The sequence below is a fragment of the Chitinophaga solisilvae genome (assembly GCF_009928525.1).
GTDB lineage: Bacteria > Bacteroidota > Bacteroidia > Chitinophagales > Chitinophagaceae > Chitinophaga > Chitinophaga solisilvae.
On record NZ_JAABOK010000002.1, the window covers coordinates 217,271 to 233,224 of the forward strand.

The following is a 15,954-nucleotide window of genomic DNA, read 5'->3' on the forward strand; positions in this document are numbered from 1 at the left end:
AACTTTAAATTTTAAGCAATGGCTCGTCCGGTTCAATATAACAATAAAGTGAAGACGGTGGAAATCCCGGAGGGATATTCCGGTGAAGGATTCTATGCCACCTCTTTTGATAAGGCGATTGGTTTGGCGCGCAAGAACTCCATCTGGCCCCTGCCATTTGCAACTTCCTGCTGCGGTATTGAGTTCATGGCTACCATGGCGGCTACCTATGACCTCGCACGCTTCGGCGCTGAACGTATGGCATTTACGCCACGCCAGTGCGACCTGCTGATGGTAATGGGTACCATTTCCAAAAAAATGGGCCCTATCGTACGTCAGGTTTATCTGCAAATGGCCGAACCCCGTTGGGTAATGGCTGTTGGCGCCTGCGCCTCCAGCGGCGGTATCTTCGATACCTATTCTGTATTACAGGGTATTGACCAGGTTATCCCGGTAGACGTATACGTTCCCGGCTGCCCGCCAAGACCTGAAGGTATCATCGACGGCTTCATGAAAATACAGGAACTGGTAGGCCAGGAAAGCCTCCGCCGCCGTAATTCCGACAGATATAAGGAACTGATGGAGTCCTACGGTATCAAATAGTGAAGGGGAATGGTAAATTGTAACTCGTAAATCTCTTATTGTTAATGTCTTTAACAAACGAACGCATACAGCAACGCCTGACGGAGAAGTTTGGAGATGTGCTCACCGGCTTTGAAGAGCCGTTTGGACTGCTCACTTTCACTGCACAGAAAGATCATAACCTGAAAATAATGCAATTCCTGTTTGATGATGAGGAATTGCGTTTTCGTTTTCTGACAGATATCACAGCCGTGCACTATCCGGAAAGAAAAAACGAAGAACTGGCAGTAGTATACCACCTGCATAACCTCGTGGATAACGTAAGGCTCCGCCTCAAGGTATTCGCACCGGTTGCAGCTCCTCAAGTCTTTACCGCCACCAGCCTCTACGAATCTGCCAACTGGATGGAACGTGAAACATACGATTTCTTCGGGATCGATTTCGTTGGACATCCCAACCTGATCCGTATCCTGAATGTGGACGAAATGACCTATTTCCCCATGCGCAAGGAGTTCCCGCTGGAAGATGCCATGCGTATTGATAAAGACGACGAAATGTTTGGTCGCGGGGGTAACATTTAACAACTTAGGATATGTCAGATCAGAAACAACATATAAAACTGCCGGAAGGCTCTATCGAAAAGACCACCACCACGCTGAACCTGGGGCCTACCCACCCGGCCACACACGGCGTATTTCAGAATATCCTGGAAATTGACGGGGAAAGAATCGTCAGCGCTGTTTCTACCGTAGGGTATATACACCGCGCTTTTGAGAAAATCGCTGAACGCCGCCCCTACTACCAGATCACTCCACTCACCGACCGCCTCAACTACTGTTCTGCCCCCATCAATAACATGGGCTGGATCATGACCGTAGAAAAACTCCTGGGCCTCGAAATACCCAAACGCGTAGACTATCTCCGCGTTATCATCATGGAGCTGGCCCGTATTGCAGATCACCTGATCTGTAACGCGGTAATGGGCGTGGATACCGGTGCGTTAACAGGTTTCGTTTACCTGATGACCTACCGCGAACTCATATACGAAATCTACGAAGAAATCTGCGGCTCCCGACTGACGACCAACATCGGCCGTATCGGCGGGTTTGAAAGAAATTTCACCCCTGCCGCCTTCGCGAAAATAGAAAAGTTCCTCGCGGAATATCCTGCTGTACTGAAAGAATTTGAAACCCTGCTGACACGTAACCGCATCTTCATGGAACGTACCCAGGGTGTTGGCGGCATCAGCGCGGAAAAAGCCCTCAGCTACGGTTTCACCGGCCCGAATTTAAGAGCCGCCGGCGTTGACTACGATGTGCGCGTGGCTAATCCTTACTCTTCCTACCAGGACTTCGACTTTAGCGTGCCCGTAGGTACTACCGGCGATTGCTACGACCGTTACCTGGTGCGCAACGCGGAAATGTGGGAAAGCATCAGCATCATCCGTCAGGCAATGGAAAAGCTGAAAAGCCTGCCTGATGATGTGTATCACGCAGATGTACCTGCCTACTATCTCCCGGACAAAAAGGATGTATATACGAAAATGGAAGCACTCATCTATCACTTCAAAATTGTGATGGGTGAATCAGATATTTTACCTGGTGAAGTGTACAACGCTGTAGAAGGTGCGAACGGTGAACTGGGCTTTTACCTCATCAGCGATGGTGGCCGCAGCCCTTACCGCCTGCACTTCCGCCGTCCATGCTTCATTTACTACCAGGCATACGCTGAAATGGTAAAGGGCGCTATGCTGAGTGATGCTATCGTGTGTATGAGTAGTCTGAACCTGATTGCAGGTGAACTGGATGCATAATTTTTGAAGATTAAAGCTGATTAAAATAATGGCTGCAATTCAATTTTCTGAAGAGAAACTGAATAAAGTAAAAGAAATCGTCGCCCGCTATCCGGAAGGAAAGCAGAAAAGCGCACTGATACCGGTGCTGCACCTGGCGCAGGAAGAATTTGACGGATGGCTTAGCTCAGACACTATGGATTATGTTGCGTCCCTGTTGCAACTGAAACCTATTGAAGTGTACGAAGTAGCCACCTTTTACAGCATGTTCAACCTGAAACCGGTCGGTAAATTCCTCTTCGAGGTGTGCCAGACAGGTCCGTGCATGGTGAGCGGTTCTGATCAGATCATTGACTATATAAAGAATAAACTTGGCATTGGTGTAGGCGAAACTACGCCAGACGGTATGTTCACCCTGAAAACAGTGGAATGCCTCGGCGCCTGCGGCTATGCGCCGATGATGCAGCTGGGCAAACACTTCAGGGAACACCTGACACCGGCAAGGGTAGATGAGATCATTGCAGAATGCAGGGCAAAAGCAAACTGATGCATCAGAAAAACAATATAGCTATGCGTATCAGGGAGTTTATCCAGCGTCATACACTGACCATGCTCGAAGCCGCGCTGCTGATGGGATTACTTACCGTAATCTGGCGCGTGGAAAACAGCTACATCTCCTTTGTTTGCGGAATCAGCGCCGGCCTGCTGTTTTACAGACTCGGCGATCGCATTTCGCAACATCAGATACGTAAGGCATAAAAGATATATCACAAATCTGTTGATGGTGCTGTATTTATTTACCCGCCATTAAACCATAAGGAAGAAAATGGGACGCAAATTACTGTTAGAAAAAGCACATATAGAAGGTATCCGGTACTATGATACTTACCGGAGCAACGGCGGATATGCGGCAGCGGAGAAAGCGCTGAAAAGCATGGGCCCGGAAGGCGTACTGGAAGAAGTGAAGAAGAGCGGTCTCAGAGGCCGTGGTGGTGCGGGTTTCCCTACCGGTATGAAATGGAGCTTCATCGCCAAACCTGAAGGCGTTCCCCGTTACCTCGTCTGCAATGCGGATGAATCTGAACCAGGTACGTTCAAAGACCGCTACCTGATGGAATTTATCCCGCACCTCCTGATCGAAGGGTTGCTGATTTCCAGCTTTACACTGGGCGCAAATGCAGCTTATATCTACATCCGCGGCGAATACGCCTGGATTCCGGATATTCTGGAACAGGCCATCGCTGAAGCTAAGAACAAGGGCTGGCTGGGTAAAAACATCCTGGGCACCGGCTTTGATCTGGAAATATATGTACAACGCGGCGCCGGCGCCTATATCTGCGGCGAGGAAACAGCCCTGCTGGAATCTCTCGAAGGTAAACGCGGCAACCCACGTATCAAGCCTCCGTTCCCGGCAGTAAAAGGGCTCTGGGGATGCCCAACCGTGGTAAACAATGTGGAAACCCTCGCAGCCGTAGTGCCTATCGTGAACATCGGCGGCGATGAATATATCAAATACGGCATCGGTAAATCTACCGGTACCAAACTGATCTCTGCCTGCGGTAATATCAACAAACCCGGCGTTTATGAGATCGAAATGAACATCTCTGTAGAAGAATTTATTTATTCTGACGAATACTGCGGAGGCATCAAAAACGGCAAACGCCTGAAAGCCTGCATCCCCGGCGGATCTTCCGTTCCGGTACTGCCGGCTAACCTGCTGCTGAAAACAGCTAAAGGCGAAACCCGCATGATGACCTACGAAAGCCTTAACGACGGCGGTTTCGCAACCGGCTCCATGTTAGGCTCCGGTGGCTTTATCGTGATGGACGAAGACCAGTGCATTGTACGCAATACGCTCACCTTCGCCCGTTTCTACCACCACGAAAGCTGCGGCCAGTGCAGCCCCTGCCGCGAAGGTACCGGCTGGATGAAGAAAGTACTGCACAATATCGAATACGGTAAAGGTAAAATGAGTGATATTGACCTGCTGTGGGATATCCAGCGTAAGATAGAAGGTAACACTATCTGCCCGCTCGGAGACGCTGCCGCATGGCCGGTAGCAGCGGCTATCCGCCACTTCCGTGATGAATTTGAATGGCACGTGAAGAACCCGGATGAAGCGCTGACCCGCAACTTCGGACTGGCGCACTACGCTGACCCGATTCCTGTACCGGAGCCGGCAGCAACTGTGTAATTATATAAGACTGGAAATTAACTTATAAACTATAAACTTTGCGCCCGATGTCTTGCTGAAAGATCCGCAGCGCAAAAAATATATCAAGATGGCGGAGGAAAAAAAATTATTCAAGGTTAAGATCGATAACATCTCCGTGGAGGTCGAGCCTGGCACAACGATACTGAACGCGGCGCGGAAGATAGGAGGGGATATAGTGCCGCCGGCAATGTGCTACTACTCTAAATTACAGGGTAGTGGCGGTAAATGCCGTACCTGCCTGGTAAAAGTATCCAAAGGCTCCGATGCCGATCCGCGCCCGATGCCTAAACTGGTGGCCAGCTGCCGTACTACCGTAATGGATGGTATGGAAGTAGCCAACATCACTTCCCCGGAAGTACAGGAAGCCCGCAAAGGCGTAGTGGAATTCCTGCTGCTCAATCATCCGCTGGATTGCCCTGTTTGCGATCAGGCCGGCGAATGCGACCTGCAGAACCTCAGCTACGAACATGGCGCTGAAGCTACCCGCTACGAATTCAAACGCAGAACTTTTGACAAGATAGATATAGGCGACAAGATACAGCTGCACATGACCCGCTGTATCCTTTGTTACCGCTGCGTATTCACTGCCGACCAGCTCACAGAGAAACGTGAACACGGTATTCTCGGCCGCGGCGACGCTTCTGAAATCAGCACCTATATCCACCAATCCCTCGACAACAACTTTATCGGCAACGTCATCGATGTATGCCCCGTTGGCGCACTCACTGATAAAACTTTCCGCTTCAAAAACCGCGTCTGGTTCCTCAAACCGGTTGATGCCCACCGTCACTGCGAAGATCCCAAATGCTGCGGCAAAACCGTACTGTGGATGCGCGGCGACGAAGTATTCCGCGTTACTGCCCGCAAAGACCAGTACGGCGAAGTGGAAAATTTCATCTGCGATACCTGCCGCTTTGATAAGAAAGAAGCGAAAGACTGGATCATCGAAGGACCCCGTAAGATAGACCGCCACAGCGTTATCTCTCAGGGGCACTACGTGAATACCGTTAAACCGAAAGATCCGCTGGTAGAAGTGCTGGACGGAAGACAGCCGAAACTGCTGTTCGATATCCATACCACTAGCCAGGTGAACAGACCGGATATAGATCTGTCCAAGATCGACGGCCCGGCTCACTCGGATGACTTTAATCACCGTAATTCGTAATTCGTAATTCGTAACTGGAAATGACGTTATTAAGCATAGACTGGTTTTTTATCATTGAAAAAATACTGCTGATATCAGCTGTATTGGTGCTGTCGCTGGTAGTAGCCATGTACTCTACCTGGGGAGAAAGAAAAGTGGCCGCCTGGATCCAGGACCGTCTCGGTCCTAACCGCGCGGGCCCTATGGGATTGTTACAGCCGCTGGCTGATGGTGGTAAACTCTTCTTCAAGGAAGAAATTATTCCCACCAACTCCAATCCGTTCCTCTTTATACTCGGTCCTTCCATCGCCATGGTGGTGGCCTGTATGACCAGTGCCGTAATCCCCTGGGGAGATACCCTCACCATTGCCGGAAGAACCATCTCCCTGCAGGTGGCTGATGTGAACATCGGTATCCTCTTCATCTTCGGAGTAGTAAGTATGGGCGTTTACGGTATCATGGTGGGCGGCTGGGCTTCCAACAACAAATACTCGCTGCTGGCCTCTGTACGTGCCGCTTCCCAGATTATCTCCTACGAACTGCCTATGGGACTGGCCCTGATAGCATTACTCATGCTCACAGGTACCCTCAGCCTGAAAGAAATCGTGGAGCAACAGCGCCATGACCTGTGGAACGTAGTATATCAGCCGCTGGGCTTCTTCATCTTCCTGATCTGTGCTTTTGCAGAATGTAACCGTACACCGTTTGACTTACCCGAAGCAGAGAATGAGCTGAATGGTGGTTACCACCTGGAATATTCTTCCATGAAACTCGGCTTCTTCCTGTTCGCAGAATATATCAACATGTTTATCAGCTCCGCGCTGATGGCTACCATGTATTTCGGCGGCTATGCCTTCCCGTATATGGACAGCCTCGGCCTGAGCCCGAATATGATCTCCCTGCTGGGATTTGCAGCACTGTTTATCAAAACACTGCTGTTCATATTCTTCTTTATGTGGGTTCGCTGGACAATCCCCAGATTCCGTTACGATCAGCTGATGCGCCTGGGCTGGAAAGTTCTGATTCCGCTGGCACTGGCCAATATGCTGATTACCGGTGGCGTGGTATTGTTACGTCAACACTAAAAACTATTACTTTATACGCACCGCAGGGTGCGGACTAAATAAAGCATTTACTATGCAAGCACTTACAAACAGAGCTAAGCCGGTAGACCGCAGGCCGATGACATTCATGGAAAAATTATACGTACCTGCTATTGCAAAAGGTATGGGTATCACCCTGAAGCACCTTTTCCAGCGCAAGGCTACCGTTAGTTTCCCGGAGAAGAAACGTGATTTCAGCCCGGTATTCCGTGGGTTACATGTACTGAACCGTGATGAAGAAGGACGTGAAAGATGCACTGCATGCGGACTGTGCGCAGTAGCCTGCCCCGCAGAAGCGATCACCATGGAAGCGGCAGAAAGAAAAACAGGTGAAGAAAACCTGTACCGCGAAGAAAAATATGCAGCCAGGTATGAAATCAACATGCTGCGTTGCATCTTCTGCGGATTTTGTGAAGAAGCCTGCCCCAAAGATGCCATCTACATGTCTGAAACCTTTGCGCCATCCAACTATCAGCGTAAAGGCTTCATCTATGGAAAAGATGATCTGCTGATTCCTGATCCTAAAACAGGTAAATAATTTTTTCACAGCGCACATTAGCTAAAAAATACAATAGTCAAACATAGCAGAGATGGGAATGAGTATCCAACAAATAATTTTCATGGTACTTTCGTTTGTGGCGCTGGTATCAGCGCTGGGCGTAGTGCTTAGCAAGAATCCCGTGACGAGTGTATTGTGCCTGATCGTTACCTTCTTTACCATAGCCGGACATTATGTGATGCTGAATGCACAGTTCCTGGCCGTGGTGCATATCATCGTATATGCAGGTGCTATCATGGTGTTGTTCCTTTATGTGATGATGTTGATGAACCTGAATGCTGAACTGGAACCGCAGAAACGCAACTGGCTGAAATATGCCGGCGCCATCAGCGGCGGCGCATTACTGGTAGTACTTGTTGCCGCCCTGCGCGACGCCAGTATGCCGGCACTGGGAACGGAGTCAACAGAAATCGGTCTGATCGGCAACCTGGGTAAATTATTGTTCAAACAATACGTGGTGCCGTTTGAGGTGAGCAGTATCCTCTTCCTCAGCGCCATGGTAGGCGCCGTAGTAATCGGTAAAAAGGACTAACATCATTCATCATTGATAATTCATAATTAAAAATATTATGCCTGTTCAATATTACATATTCCTGAGTATCGCCCTGTTCTGCATCGGTGTGATGGGGGTATTGATGCGCCGTAATGCGATCATCATCTTCATGTGCATAGAGCTGATGCTGAATGCCGTAAACCTCCTGATGGTAGCATTCTCCAAAATGTGGGCAGATGCAGGAAAAGTAGATGCCGGATCAGCGCAGTTGTTTGTATTCTTTATTATGGTGGTTGCCGCAGCGGAAGTAGCTGTAGGACTGGCCATCATTACCATGGTTTACAGAAATACACACTCAGTTGATATAAACATTCTTAACAGGCTGAAAAATTAATAATTCGCCTTTTGTAATTATTAGTTGTCGTCGTAAATAGAATTGATAAATGATTAATCTAGTTTGGCTGGTACCATTTTTACCGTTACTCGGATTTCTGGTAAATGGATTGGGACGCAGATTTTTATCCAAGTCCCTGGTAGGGTTTATTGGAAGCGGTTCTGTATTGGCTTCCTTTGTGGTGAGCTTATTGATATTTTTTGAGGTGAAAGCCCCCGGATTTCAGGCGCAGGTAGTACACCTGTTCAACTTCATTTCCGTAGGTAACCTGCATATTCCTTTTGCATTCCAGGTAGATCAGCTGAGCGCCCTGTTCCTGCTCGTTATTACCGGCGTGGGTACCCTGATCCACATTTACTCCACTTCCTACATGCATGATGAAAGCGATGAGAGCTTTGCCAGGTATTTCGCCTATCTCAACCTCTTCGTATTCTCCATGCTGATACTGGTACTGGGAGCCAACTATGTGATGATGTTCATCGGATGGGAAGGCGTTGGGCTCTGCTCTTACCTGCTCATTGGCTTCTGGTTTAAAAATACCAGCTATAACAATGCTGCCAAGAAAGCGTTCATCATGAACCGTATCGGTGACCTCGGCTTCCTGCTGGGCATCTTCTTCATGATTATGCAGTTTGGTACAGTAACTTTCCCTGAAGTATTTGCGAAAGCAGCGCCGCTGGGCATGAACAGCCCGGTACTGGTAGCTATCGCCATGCTGATGTTTGTGGGCGCTATGGGTAAATCAGCCCAGATTCCGCTGTACACCTGGCTGCCGGATGCGATGGCGGGTCCTACTCCTGTATCAGCGCTGATCCACGCCGCTACGATGGTGACTGCCGGGATTTATATGATTGCCCGCAGCAACGTGATTTATACGCTGGCGCCATGCATTCAGATGGTGATAGCAGTGATTGGCCTGGCTACCGCCCTGTTCGCCGCTTCTATTGCACTGAAACAAAACGATATTAAAAAAGTACTGGCTTATTCCACCGTGAGCCAGCTGGGTTATATGTTCCTGGCACTGGGCGTTGGCGCTTACACGGCCGCGGTATTCCACGTAATGACGCACGCTTTCTTCAAAGCGCTGCTGTTCCTGGGTTCCGGCTCTGTAATTCATGCCATGGGCGGTGAACAGGATATCCGCAAAATGGGCGGCCTGAAGAAATTCATGCCTACCACCAACTGGACATTCCTGGTCGGATGTCTTGCTATTGCCGGTATACCGGGCTTCTCCGGTTTCTTCTCCAAGGATGAAATTCTGGCGCAGGCGTTTGCCAACAACCCCGTATTATATGTACTGGGCCTGGCGGGCGCGCTGATGACCGCTTTCTATATGTTCCGCCTGTACTACATTACCTTCTCCGGAAGCTTCCGTGGTACACATGAACAGGAACACCACCTGCATGAAAGCCCTGCTGCCATCACCATTCCACTGATGATCCTGGCGGTATTATCCATTTTCGGTGGTTATGTAGGATTACCGGAAGTATTTGGTGTGAAGAACCTGCTGGCAGAATACCTTGCGCCGGTGTTTGCACCATCTGCGCCGTTTGCCACTGCGCACCACCTGTCACATTCCACTGAATGGATGCTGATGGGACTGAGCAGTGCGCTGGTAATTGTGTTCATTCTCATTGCCCGTGGAAAATTCGCGAATTATACGGATACAGGTAAAGAAAATACCGGACTGGCCAAAGTGCTGGAAAACAAATGGTATATCGATGAGCTGTATGAAGCTGTCATTGTAAAACCACTGTATGAACTGTCCCGCTTCTTCCGCGATACAGTTGAAAAGGCAGGTATCGACAGGCTGGTAAATGGCATCGGCCGCAGCGTACAATGGGGCAGTCAGCAGATCCGCCTCGTACAGAACGGTCAGGTTGGATTCTACATCTTTGCCATGGTGATCGGTATGATCGTGTTATTTGTGATCGGATTCTTATTATAAACCAATAGCGGAAGTTACAAGCGCAGATAAATTATGTTGACAGTTTTATTAATATTGATTCCTTTCGTTGCGGGCCTGATTGCATTTGGCCTGAAAGGGTCCGGGCCTAAAGTGCTGGGCATGATTTCATCCCTGGCAACGCTGGTGGCGGCAATAGCAGCAGCATGCACGTTTCATGCCTCGCCTGCAAAATTATCGTTGGTGGCAGACTGGATACCTCAACTGGGAAGTCAGTTCCGCGTGGGAATGGATGGCATGGGCGTTATGTTGTGCTTACTCACTGCTGCGGCTTTCCTGCTGGTATTTATCACCATCTGGAACCGCAGTTATGAAAAACCCAACAGCTTCTACGGACTGATGTTGTTATCGCAGGCAGGGTTAACCGGTGTATTCACCGCTTACGATGCACTGCAGTTTTACATATTCTGGGAACTGGCGCTGATACCTGTATATTTCCTCTGCTCCCTGTGGGGCGGTGAAAAACGTATAGCCGTTACCTTTAAATTCTTTGTATACACTTTCCTCGGCTCCCTGCTGATGCTGGTAGGTATTATCTACCTGTATTTCCAGACGCCGGACCACTCTTTCAGCTGGACAGCCTTTACCAGCCTGCCGCTGAGCCTGGGTGACCAGAAATGGCTCTTCTGGCTGTTCTTCGTGGCTTTCGCCATCAAGATGCCGGTGTTCCCGTTTCATACCTGGCAGCCGGATACTTACGAGCAGTCGCCTACTCCCGTAACCATGATCCTCTCCGGGGTAATGGTGAAAATGGGGCTGTTCGGCGTACTTCGCTGGCTCATGCCGGTACTGCCGCAGGGCGTTGCCATGTGGGGAGATGTAGCCATTGTGCTGTCGCTGATCGGTATCATCTATGCCTCCTGCATCGCGATGGTACAAAGCGATATCAAAAGGCTGATCGCCTATTCTTCCATCGCTCACATCGGCCTGATGTGTGCCGCTATTTTTGCACATAACGAACAAAGCACCCAGGGCGTACTCCTGCAGATGTTCAACCACGGTATCAACATCATCGGATTGTGGATCATCGTGGAGATCATCCAGAACCGCCTGGGCGTGAAAAATATGGACCAGCTCGGAGGTATTGCCCGCAAGGCGCCCCGCATGGCCATCTTCCTGGTTATCATCAGCCTGGCTAATATCGGGTTACCGCTTACCAACGGATTTATCGGTGAGTTCCTGATGTTCAGCGGCTTGTTCCAATATAATCACTGGTTCATGGCATTCGCCGGATTGGGTATTATCCTTTCTGCCGTATACACACTGAATATGATCCAGAAAGTGATCTTCGGTGAAGGCAATGAACTCACTGATAAAACTACCGACTTACAGCCTGGCGAAGCCGTGGCACTGAGCCTGATAGTGATCCTGATTCTGGTGCTGGGCGTTTATCCTCAGCCTATGTTGGATCTGGTAAGCAAAACATTCTGAGATTTTTTTATTTAGTTATTTGAGATGTAAATAACCAAATGACAAAATTTCAAATGAAAAATTTTAAACGGGTTTTGTAACGCAAAAATATGAATGCACTAATTTCTACTGCTTTATCGGGCGTTGTTCTGATGTTTGTTGGATTACTTGTACGTAATAAGCAGCATATTAAATTTTTTGCCATAGCGGCCATCATTATAGCATTTATTGCTAACCTGGCGCAGTATCCATCTGTAGCGCTGGGCAGCTTTACGATGTATGGCATGATTGAAGTATCTAAATTCAGTGTGCTGTTCAATGCCGTAGCATTAGGCGCAACCTTGCTGTACTTCCTGTTATCCGGCCGTGAAATGGTAAAGGTGGGGGAACATGTCGGCGACTACTACGCACTGATATTTTTTATCCTGGCAGGTATATCCCTGGCATCATCTTTCAGTAACCTGCTGATGCTGTTCCTGTCAATAGAAATTATGTCTATCCCGCAGTATATCCTCGCGGGCGCCGACAGAAAAAGCCTGAAAAGCAATGAAGCATCCCTGAAATATTTCCTGATGGGATCTTTTTCCACCGGTATCCTGCTGATGGGTATTACCCTGATATACGGAGCAGCCGGTACTTTCAACATAGCGGAACTCGGATTGGGTACTGACCCCGTTCATCCGCTGGCGTTATGCGGTATCATCCTGATGGTGTTCGCGTTTTCCTTTAAAGTATCTGCTGTGCCTTTCCACTTCTGGACACCGGACGTATACGATGGTTCACCTACCGTATTTACAGCGTTCATGGCTACCGTTGTGAAAGCCGGTGCGTTTGTGGCTTTCCTGCGCATGTTCCATGTGAGCTTTGCCGGCGGCGCCATCAGCGGCCACTGGACACTGATTCTCTCTATTATCACCGCTGCTACCCTGATTATCGGTAACTTCAGCGCAGTATTTCAGCAGAGCGTAAAGCGTATGCTGGCGTACTCCAGTATTGCGCAGGCCGGCTTCATGCTGTTTGCAGTAGTGGCGATGAACACCCTGGCTACACAGGGTATCATCCTGTATGCCGCTGCCTACAGCATCGCTACCATCGGTATTTTCGCCGTACTGCTGAAGCTGAAGGATTATACCTTCGAAGGCTTTAACGGTCTTGCCCGCAAACAACCGTTGCTGGCGCTGGCAGTAACAATATTCCTTTTCTCCCTGGCCGGTATTCCTGTTTCAGCAGGGTTCTTCGCCAAGTATTTTGTGCTCGCGGCAGCCATCCAGCACGGTCACCTGCTGTGGCTCGTTATCATTGGGGTACTCTGCGCTGCTATCAGCGTTTACTACTACTTCCGCGTAATCATCGCCATGTATTTCAAACAGGGCGACCCTGAAGTAGAAGAAGTGTCCGGCGGCTTTAAAATTACCCTGATTGCTGTGATCGCACTGGTAATTTTACTCGGCCTGTTCCCGAATCTCCTGATATCTTTTTTATAAAAAGAATTACGAATTACGAATTGCGAATTACGAATGAGAGCGAAGATGAAAGCGAATATCCGCTTACATCTTCGCTCTCATTCGTAATTCGCAATTCGTAATTCGTAATTTTCCCCAAGCCGTTTATCCCAAATAGAATGGTTTTCCCCATGTATTTACATTAACTTTATCCTAATTGGTTAATCTATGCAATCCCGGGATATATTTTCATTGGCTTATCGTTCTGTAACTGGCAATAAATTGCGGACAGGTCTTACTGTAGCTATTATTGCAGTAGGTATTACTGTACTGGTGGGTATTCTCACTGCTATCGACAGTATGAAAAACAGCATCTATACCAGCTTTGCCAGTATGGGCGCCAACAGTTTCTCACTGCGTAACCGCGACATGCAGGTGAACTTCGGGGATGACGGCGGAGATAAGGCTTCCAAAGGAAATAAAAATCAGAAGAAGAAGGTTAAAAAATCCAACAGCAACAAGCCGATCAGGTACCAGGAGGCGGTGTTGTTCAAGGAACGTTATAAATTCCCGGCTACAGTGAGCATCTCCTTCCGCGCCAGCGGTATCGCTACCGTTTATAAGGATGATAAGAAGACAAACCCGAATGTGAATATGATCGGGGGAGATGAGAACTACCTGGATATTTCCAGCTATACAGTAGCGCAGGGCAGGAATTTTAATACGCTTGACGTGGAATCCGGCCGTAATGTGGCTATCCTGGGTAAGGATGTGGCCGAGAAGCTGTTTGGCAAGAAAATGAAGAACGTTATCAACAACTCTGTGCGCGTGGGCGATATCCGCTACCGCGTTATCGGCGTACTGGCCTCCAAGGGAAGCAGTAATCTGATGAGTGCTGATAATGTGGTGATTACAACGGTAAACAATACACGAAGAATATTTAACAAGCCCTCTTCTTCCTACCAGGTAAGTGTGGCAGTGAAAGATATTAAACTGATGGAAGCCGCGCAGGGAGAGGCTACCGGCGTTTTCCGCATTATCCGCGGACTGGCCCTCAATGAAGAAGATAACTTCCAGATCAGTAAGAGCGACAGTATCGCAGAGATGCTGTTCAAGAGCCTGAGCCAGGTGAACCTGTTCGCCGTGGCTATCGCCTTCATCACCCTTTTCGGCTCTGCCATCGGGCTGATGAATATCATGCTGGTGTCTGTGGCTGAAAGAACCCGCGAAATAGGCGTTACCAAAGCGCTGGGCGCTACCGGCCTTACCATCCGCCGGCAGTTCCTGTATGAAGCCATCATTATCAGTGTGATGGGTGGACTGATCGGTGTATTCATGGGTATGTTGCTGGGTAATATTGTATCTGCCCTGCTGAAATCCCCCTTTATCATACCCTGGTTGTGGATACTCATCGGCGTAAGCCTGTGCGCCGCAGTAGGACTCATTTCCGGCATTTATCCCGCTGTGAAGGCGTCTAAACTGGACCCGATTATTGCCCTGCGTTACGAATAGTAAATCCAGTTCCTATTTATTATCTTGTTCTTGTTCAAAATAACAAGACATGCCCTTATTGATTGTAACTGCTGCTATCCTGCTCCTGGTACTCCTGGTTACCTGGCTGCGCCTTAATACTTTCCTGTCCTTCCTCATTGTATCCCTGCTGATGGGCCTCGCCCTGCATATGCCTGTGACGGAGATCACCCAGTCGATACAGACAGGTATCGGAAAAACCCTGGGATCACTGATTGTAGTCATTGTTTTCGGTAGTATGCTGGGAAAACTGGTGGCGGAAAGCGGCGCCGGACAAAAGATCGCAGGCGGATTAATGAAACTCTTTGGTCCTGGGTATATTCAGTGGTCGCTCATGCTGACCGGCTTCATCGTAGGTATTCCGCTGTTCTATAATATCGGGTTTGTACTGATGGTACCTCTCATATTCACGGTAGCGGCGCAGACCGGACTACCGGTGGTATATCTGGGTATTCCGATGCTGGCTTCCCTGTCTGTTACACATGGATATTTACCGCCGCATCCGTCGCCTACTGCGCTGGTGGCACAGTTCCATGCCAATATGGGATTGACGCTGTTATACGGCATCCTGGTAGCGATTCCGGCCATTATTCTGGCCGGGCCTGTCTTCTCCCGTTTTCTTAAAAACTATAGGTCAGCACCCGGAAAGATGTTTGTAGCGCCGCCCATGCCGGAAGAAGAACTGCCGGGAATGGGCGCCAGCCTCTTTGCCGCCATGCTGCCGGTATTGCTGCTGGCGGTAACTGCATTGTCCAGGTTATGGCTGCCGCAGGAACATGTGCTCTATCACGTGGCTACCTGGCTGGGAGAACCCCTCATTGTAATGCTGCTGGCAGTGCTGAACGGTATCCTGCTGCTGGGCGTACAACGGGGAATGCCTTCAAAGAAAATCATGACGCTGATGGATGACGCCGTGCGCGACGTGGCCGTCATCATCCTGGTAATAGCCGGTTCCGGTGCGCTCACCCAGCTGCTGCACGATAGCAGGGTGAGTGATTATATAGCGGCCTCGCTGCGCAACATGCACCTGCATCCGCTGCTGCTGGCCTGGGGTATTGCGGCTATTATCCGCGTATGTATAGGATCGGCTACGGTAGCCGGTTTAACAACCGCAGGTATTGTAGCGCCGCTGGTCGCTTCTTCCGGCGTAAATCCCAACCTGATGGTGCTGGCCACCGGCGCCGGCAGTCTCATGTTTTCCCATGTGAACGATGCCGGTTTCTGGATGTTCCGGGAATACTTTAACTTGTCTGTAAAAGATACCATCAAAACCTGGTCGGTAATGGAAACAATCGTTTCAGTAGCCGGTCTGATCGGTTGCCTTATCTTAAATATGATCGTATAA

General features: G+C 49.2%; 16 protein-coding genes. All 16 read left to right on the forward strand.

The genetic code is table 11. The annotated features are described in order from the left end of the window. Positions 1–18 precede the first annotated feature (18 nt). The 16 genes from GWG06_RS03695 to GWG06_RS03770 all read left to right on the forward strand — a co-directional run bounded on the left by GWG06_RS03695 (position 19) and on the right by GWG06_RS03770 (position 15,954). The gene (locus tag GWG06_RS03695) at positions 19–582 is read left to right on the forward strand and encodes an NADH-quinone oxidoreductase subunit B (RefSeq protein ID WP_127042098.1); all 564 of its coding nucleotides are present in this window, start codon (positions 19–21) and stop codon (positions 580–582) included. A 44-nt stretch (positions 583–626) separates the two neighbouring features. Beyond that, a complete protein-coding gene (locus tag GWG06_RS03700) occupies positions 627–1,142 on the forward strand; it encodes an NADH-quinone oxidoreductase subunit C (RefSeq protein ID WP_127042100.1) in 516 nt (171 codons plus the stop codon). A gap of 11 nt (positions 1,143–1,153) precedes the next feature. After that, on the forward strand, positions 1,154–2,374 hold the full coding sequence (locus GWG06_RS03705) for an NADH-quinone oxidoreductase subunit D (RefSeq protein ID WP_127042102.1): 1,221 nt from the start codon (positions 1,154–1,156) through the stop codon (positions 2,372–2,374). A gap of 28 nt (positions 2,375–2,402) precedes the next feature. Further along, positions 2,403–2,900, forward strand: coding sequence for an NADH-quinone oxidoreductase subunit NuoE family protein (locus tag GWG06_RS03710; RefSeq protein WP_127042104.1), 498 nt, complete (start codon positions 2,403–2,405; stop codon positions 2,898–2,900). Continuing rightward, entirely contained in the window at positions 2,900–3,112 is a 213-nt protein-coding gene (locus GWG06_RS03715; protein ID WP_127042106.1) for a hypothetical protein, read from the forward strand. The genes GWG06_RS03710 and GWG06_RS03715 overlap by 1 nt, the downstream gene beginning before the upstream one ends. Positions 3,113–3,179: 67 nt before the next feature. Continuing rightward, complete coding sequence (nuoF, locus tag GWG06_RS03720; RefSeq protein ID WP_127042108.1) at positions 3,180–4,547, forward strand: NADH-quinone oxidoreductase subunit NuoF; 1,368 nt, start codon at positions 3,180–3,182, stop codon at positions 4,545–4,547. Between the two features lie 88 nt (positions 4,548–4,635). Continuing rightward, positions 4,636–5,733: an NADH-quinone oxidoreductase subunit G gene (locus tag GWG06_RS03725; protein WP_160711447.1), complete on the forward strand. Its 1,098-nt coding sequence runs from the start codon at positions 4,636–4,638 to the stop codon at positions 5,731–5,733. A 20-nt stretch (positions 5,734–5,753) separates the two neighbouring features. Continuing rightward, entirely contained in the window at positions 5,754–6,797 is a 1,044-nt protein-coding gene (nuoH, locus tag GWG06_RS03730) for an NADH-quinone oxidoreductase subunit NuoH (protein WP_173962815.1), read from the forward strand. 52 nt (positions 6,798–6,849) lie between these two features. Beyond that, the gene (gene nuoI, locus GWG06_RS03735; RefSeq protein ID WP_127042112.1) at positions 6,850–7,353 is read left to right on the forward strand and encodes an NADH-quinone oxidoreductase subunit NuoI; all 504 of its coding nucleotides are present in this window, start codon (positions 6,850–6,852) and stop codon (positions 7,351–7,353) included. A gap of 82 nt (positions 7,354–7,435) precedes the next feature. Next, positions 7,436–7,906 carry an NADH-quinone oxidoreductase subunit J family protein gene (locus tag GWG06_RS03740; protein ID WP_235938120.1) on the forward strand — a complete coding sequence of 157 codons (471 nt, stop codon included), beginning with the start codon at positions 7,436–7,438 and terminating at the stop codon, positions 7,904–7,906. 37 nt (positions 7,907–7,943) lie between these two features. Then, positions 7,944–8,261, forward strand: a complete 318-nt coding sequence (gene nuoK, locus GWG06_RS03745; protein ID WP_127042116.1) for an NADH-quinone oxidoreductase subunit NuoK — start codon at positions 7,944–7,946, stop codon at positions 8,259–8,261. A gap of 49 nt (positions 8,262–8,310) precedes the next feature. Continuing rightward, complete coding sequence (gene nuoL / locus GWG06_RS03750; protein ID WP_160711449.1) at positions 8,311–10,209, forward strand: NADH-quinone oxidoreductase subunit L; 1,899 nt, start codon at positions 8,311–8,313, stop codon at positions 10,207–10,209. A 33-nt stretch (positions 10,210–10,242) separates the two neighbouring features. Then, positions 10,243–11,658 carry a complex I subunit 4 family protein gene (locus GWG06_RS03755; protein ID WP_160711451.1) on the forward strand — a complete coding sequence of 472 codons (1,416 nt, stop codon included), beginning with the start codon at positions 10,243–10,245 and terminating at the stop codon, positions 11,656–11,658. Between the two features lie 89 nt (positions 11,659–11,747). Further along, complete coding sequence (locus GWG06_RS03760; RefSeq protein WP_127042122.1) at positions 11,748–13,121, forward strand: NADH-quinone oxidoreductase subunit N; 1,374 nt, start codon at positions 11,748–11,750, stop codon at positions 13,119–13,121. 186 nt (positions 13,122–13,307) lie between these two features. After that, the gene (locus GWG06_RS03765) at positions 13,308–14,591 is read left to right on the forward strand and encodes an ABC transporter permease (protein WP_127040673.1); all 1,284 of its coding nucleotides are present in this window, start codon (positions 13,308–13,310) and stop codon (positions 14,589–14,591) included. A 49-nt stretch (positions 14,592–14,640) separates the two neighbouring features. After that, positions 14,641–15,954 (forward strand): gluconate:H+ symporter, encoded by a 1,314-nt coding sequence (locus tag GWG06_RS03770; RefSeq protein ID WP_160711453.1) that lies wholly within the window; start codon positions 14,641–14,643, stop codon positions 15,952–15,954.

Bases quoted from the DNA above. Each gene is read 5' to 3' on its own strand.
- GWG06_RS03715 (WP_127042106.1), top strand. From the start codon at position 2,900: ATGCATCAGAAAAACAATATAGCTATGCGTATCAGGGAGTTTATCCAG.
- GWG06_RS03755 (WP_160711451.1), top strand. From the start codon at position 10,243: ATGTTGACAGTTTTATTAATATTGATTCCTTTCGTTGCGGGCCTGATT.
- nuoH (WP_173962815.1), top strand. From the start codon at position 5,754: ATGACGTTATTAAGCATAGACTGGTTTTTTATCATTGAAAAAATACTG.
- GWG06_RS03725 (WP_160711447.1), top strand. From the start codon at position 4,636: ATGGCGGAGGAAAAAAAATTATTCAAGGTTAAGATCGATAACATCTCC.
- GWG06_RS03705 (WP_127042102.1), top strand. From the start codon at position 1,154: ATGTCAGATCAGAAACAACATATAAAACTGCCGGAAGGCTCTATCGAA.
- nuoF (WP_127042108.1), top strand. From the start codon at position 3,180: ATGGGACGCAAATTACTGTTAGAAAAAGCACATATAGAAGGTATCCGG.
- GWG06_RS03760 (WP_127042122.1), top strand. From the start codon at position 11,748: ATGAATGCACTAATTTCTACTGCTTTATCGGGCGTTGTTCTGATGTTT.
- nuoI (WP_127042112.1), top strand. From the start codon at position 6,850: ATGCAAGCACTTACAAACAGAGCTAAGCCGGTAGACCGCAGGCCGATG.
- GWG06_RS03710 (WP_127042104.1), top strand. From the start codon at position 2,403: ATGGCTGCAATTCAATTTTCTGAAGAGAAACTGAATAAAGTAAAAGAA.
- GWG06_RS03700 (WP_127042100.1), top strand. From the start codon at position 627: ATGTCTTTAACAAACGAACGCATACAGCAACGCCTGACGGAGAAGTTT.
- GWG06_RS03770 (WP_160711453.1), top strand. From the start codon at position 14,641: ATGCCCTTATTGATTGTAACTGCTGCTATCCTGCTCCTGGTACTCCTG.
- GWG06_RS03765 (WP_127040673.1), top strand. From the start codon at position 13,308: ATGCAATCCCGGGATATATTTTCATTGGCTTATCGTTCTGTAACTGGC.
- GWG06_RS03740 (WP_235938120.1), top strand. From the start codon at position 7,436: ATGGTACTTTCGTTTGTGGCGCTGGTATCAGCGCTGGGCGTAGTGCTT.
- nuoL (WP_160711449.1), top strand. From the start codon at position 8,311: ATGATTAATCTAGTTTGGCTGGTACCATTTTTACCGTTACTCGGATTT.
- GWG06_RS03695 (WP_127042098.1), top strand. From the start codon at position 19: ATGGCTCGTCCGGTTCAATATAACAATAAAGTGAAGACGGTGGAAATC.
- nuoK (WP_127042116.1), top strand. From the start codon at position 7,944: ATGCCTGTTCAATATTACATATTCCTGAGTATCGCCCTGTTCTGCATC.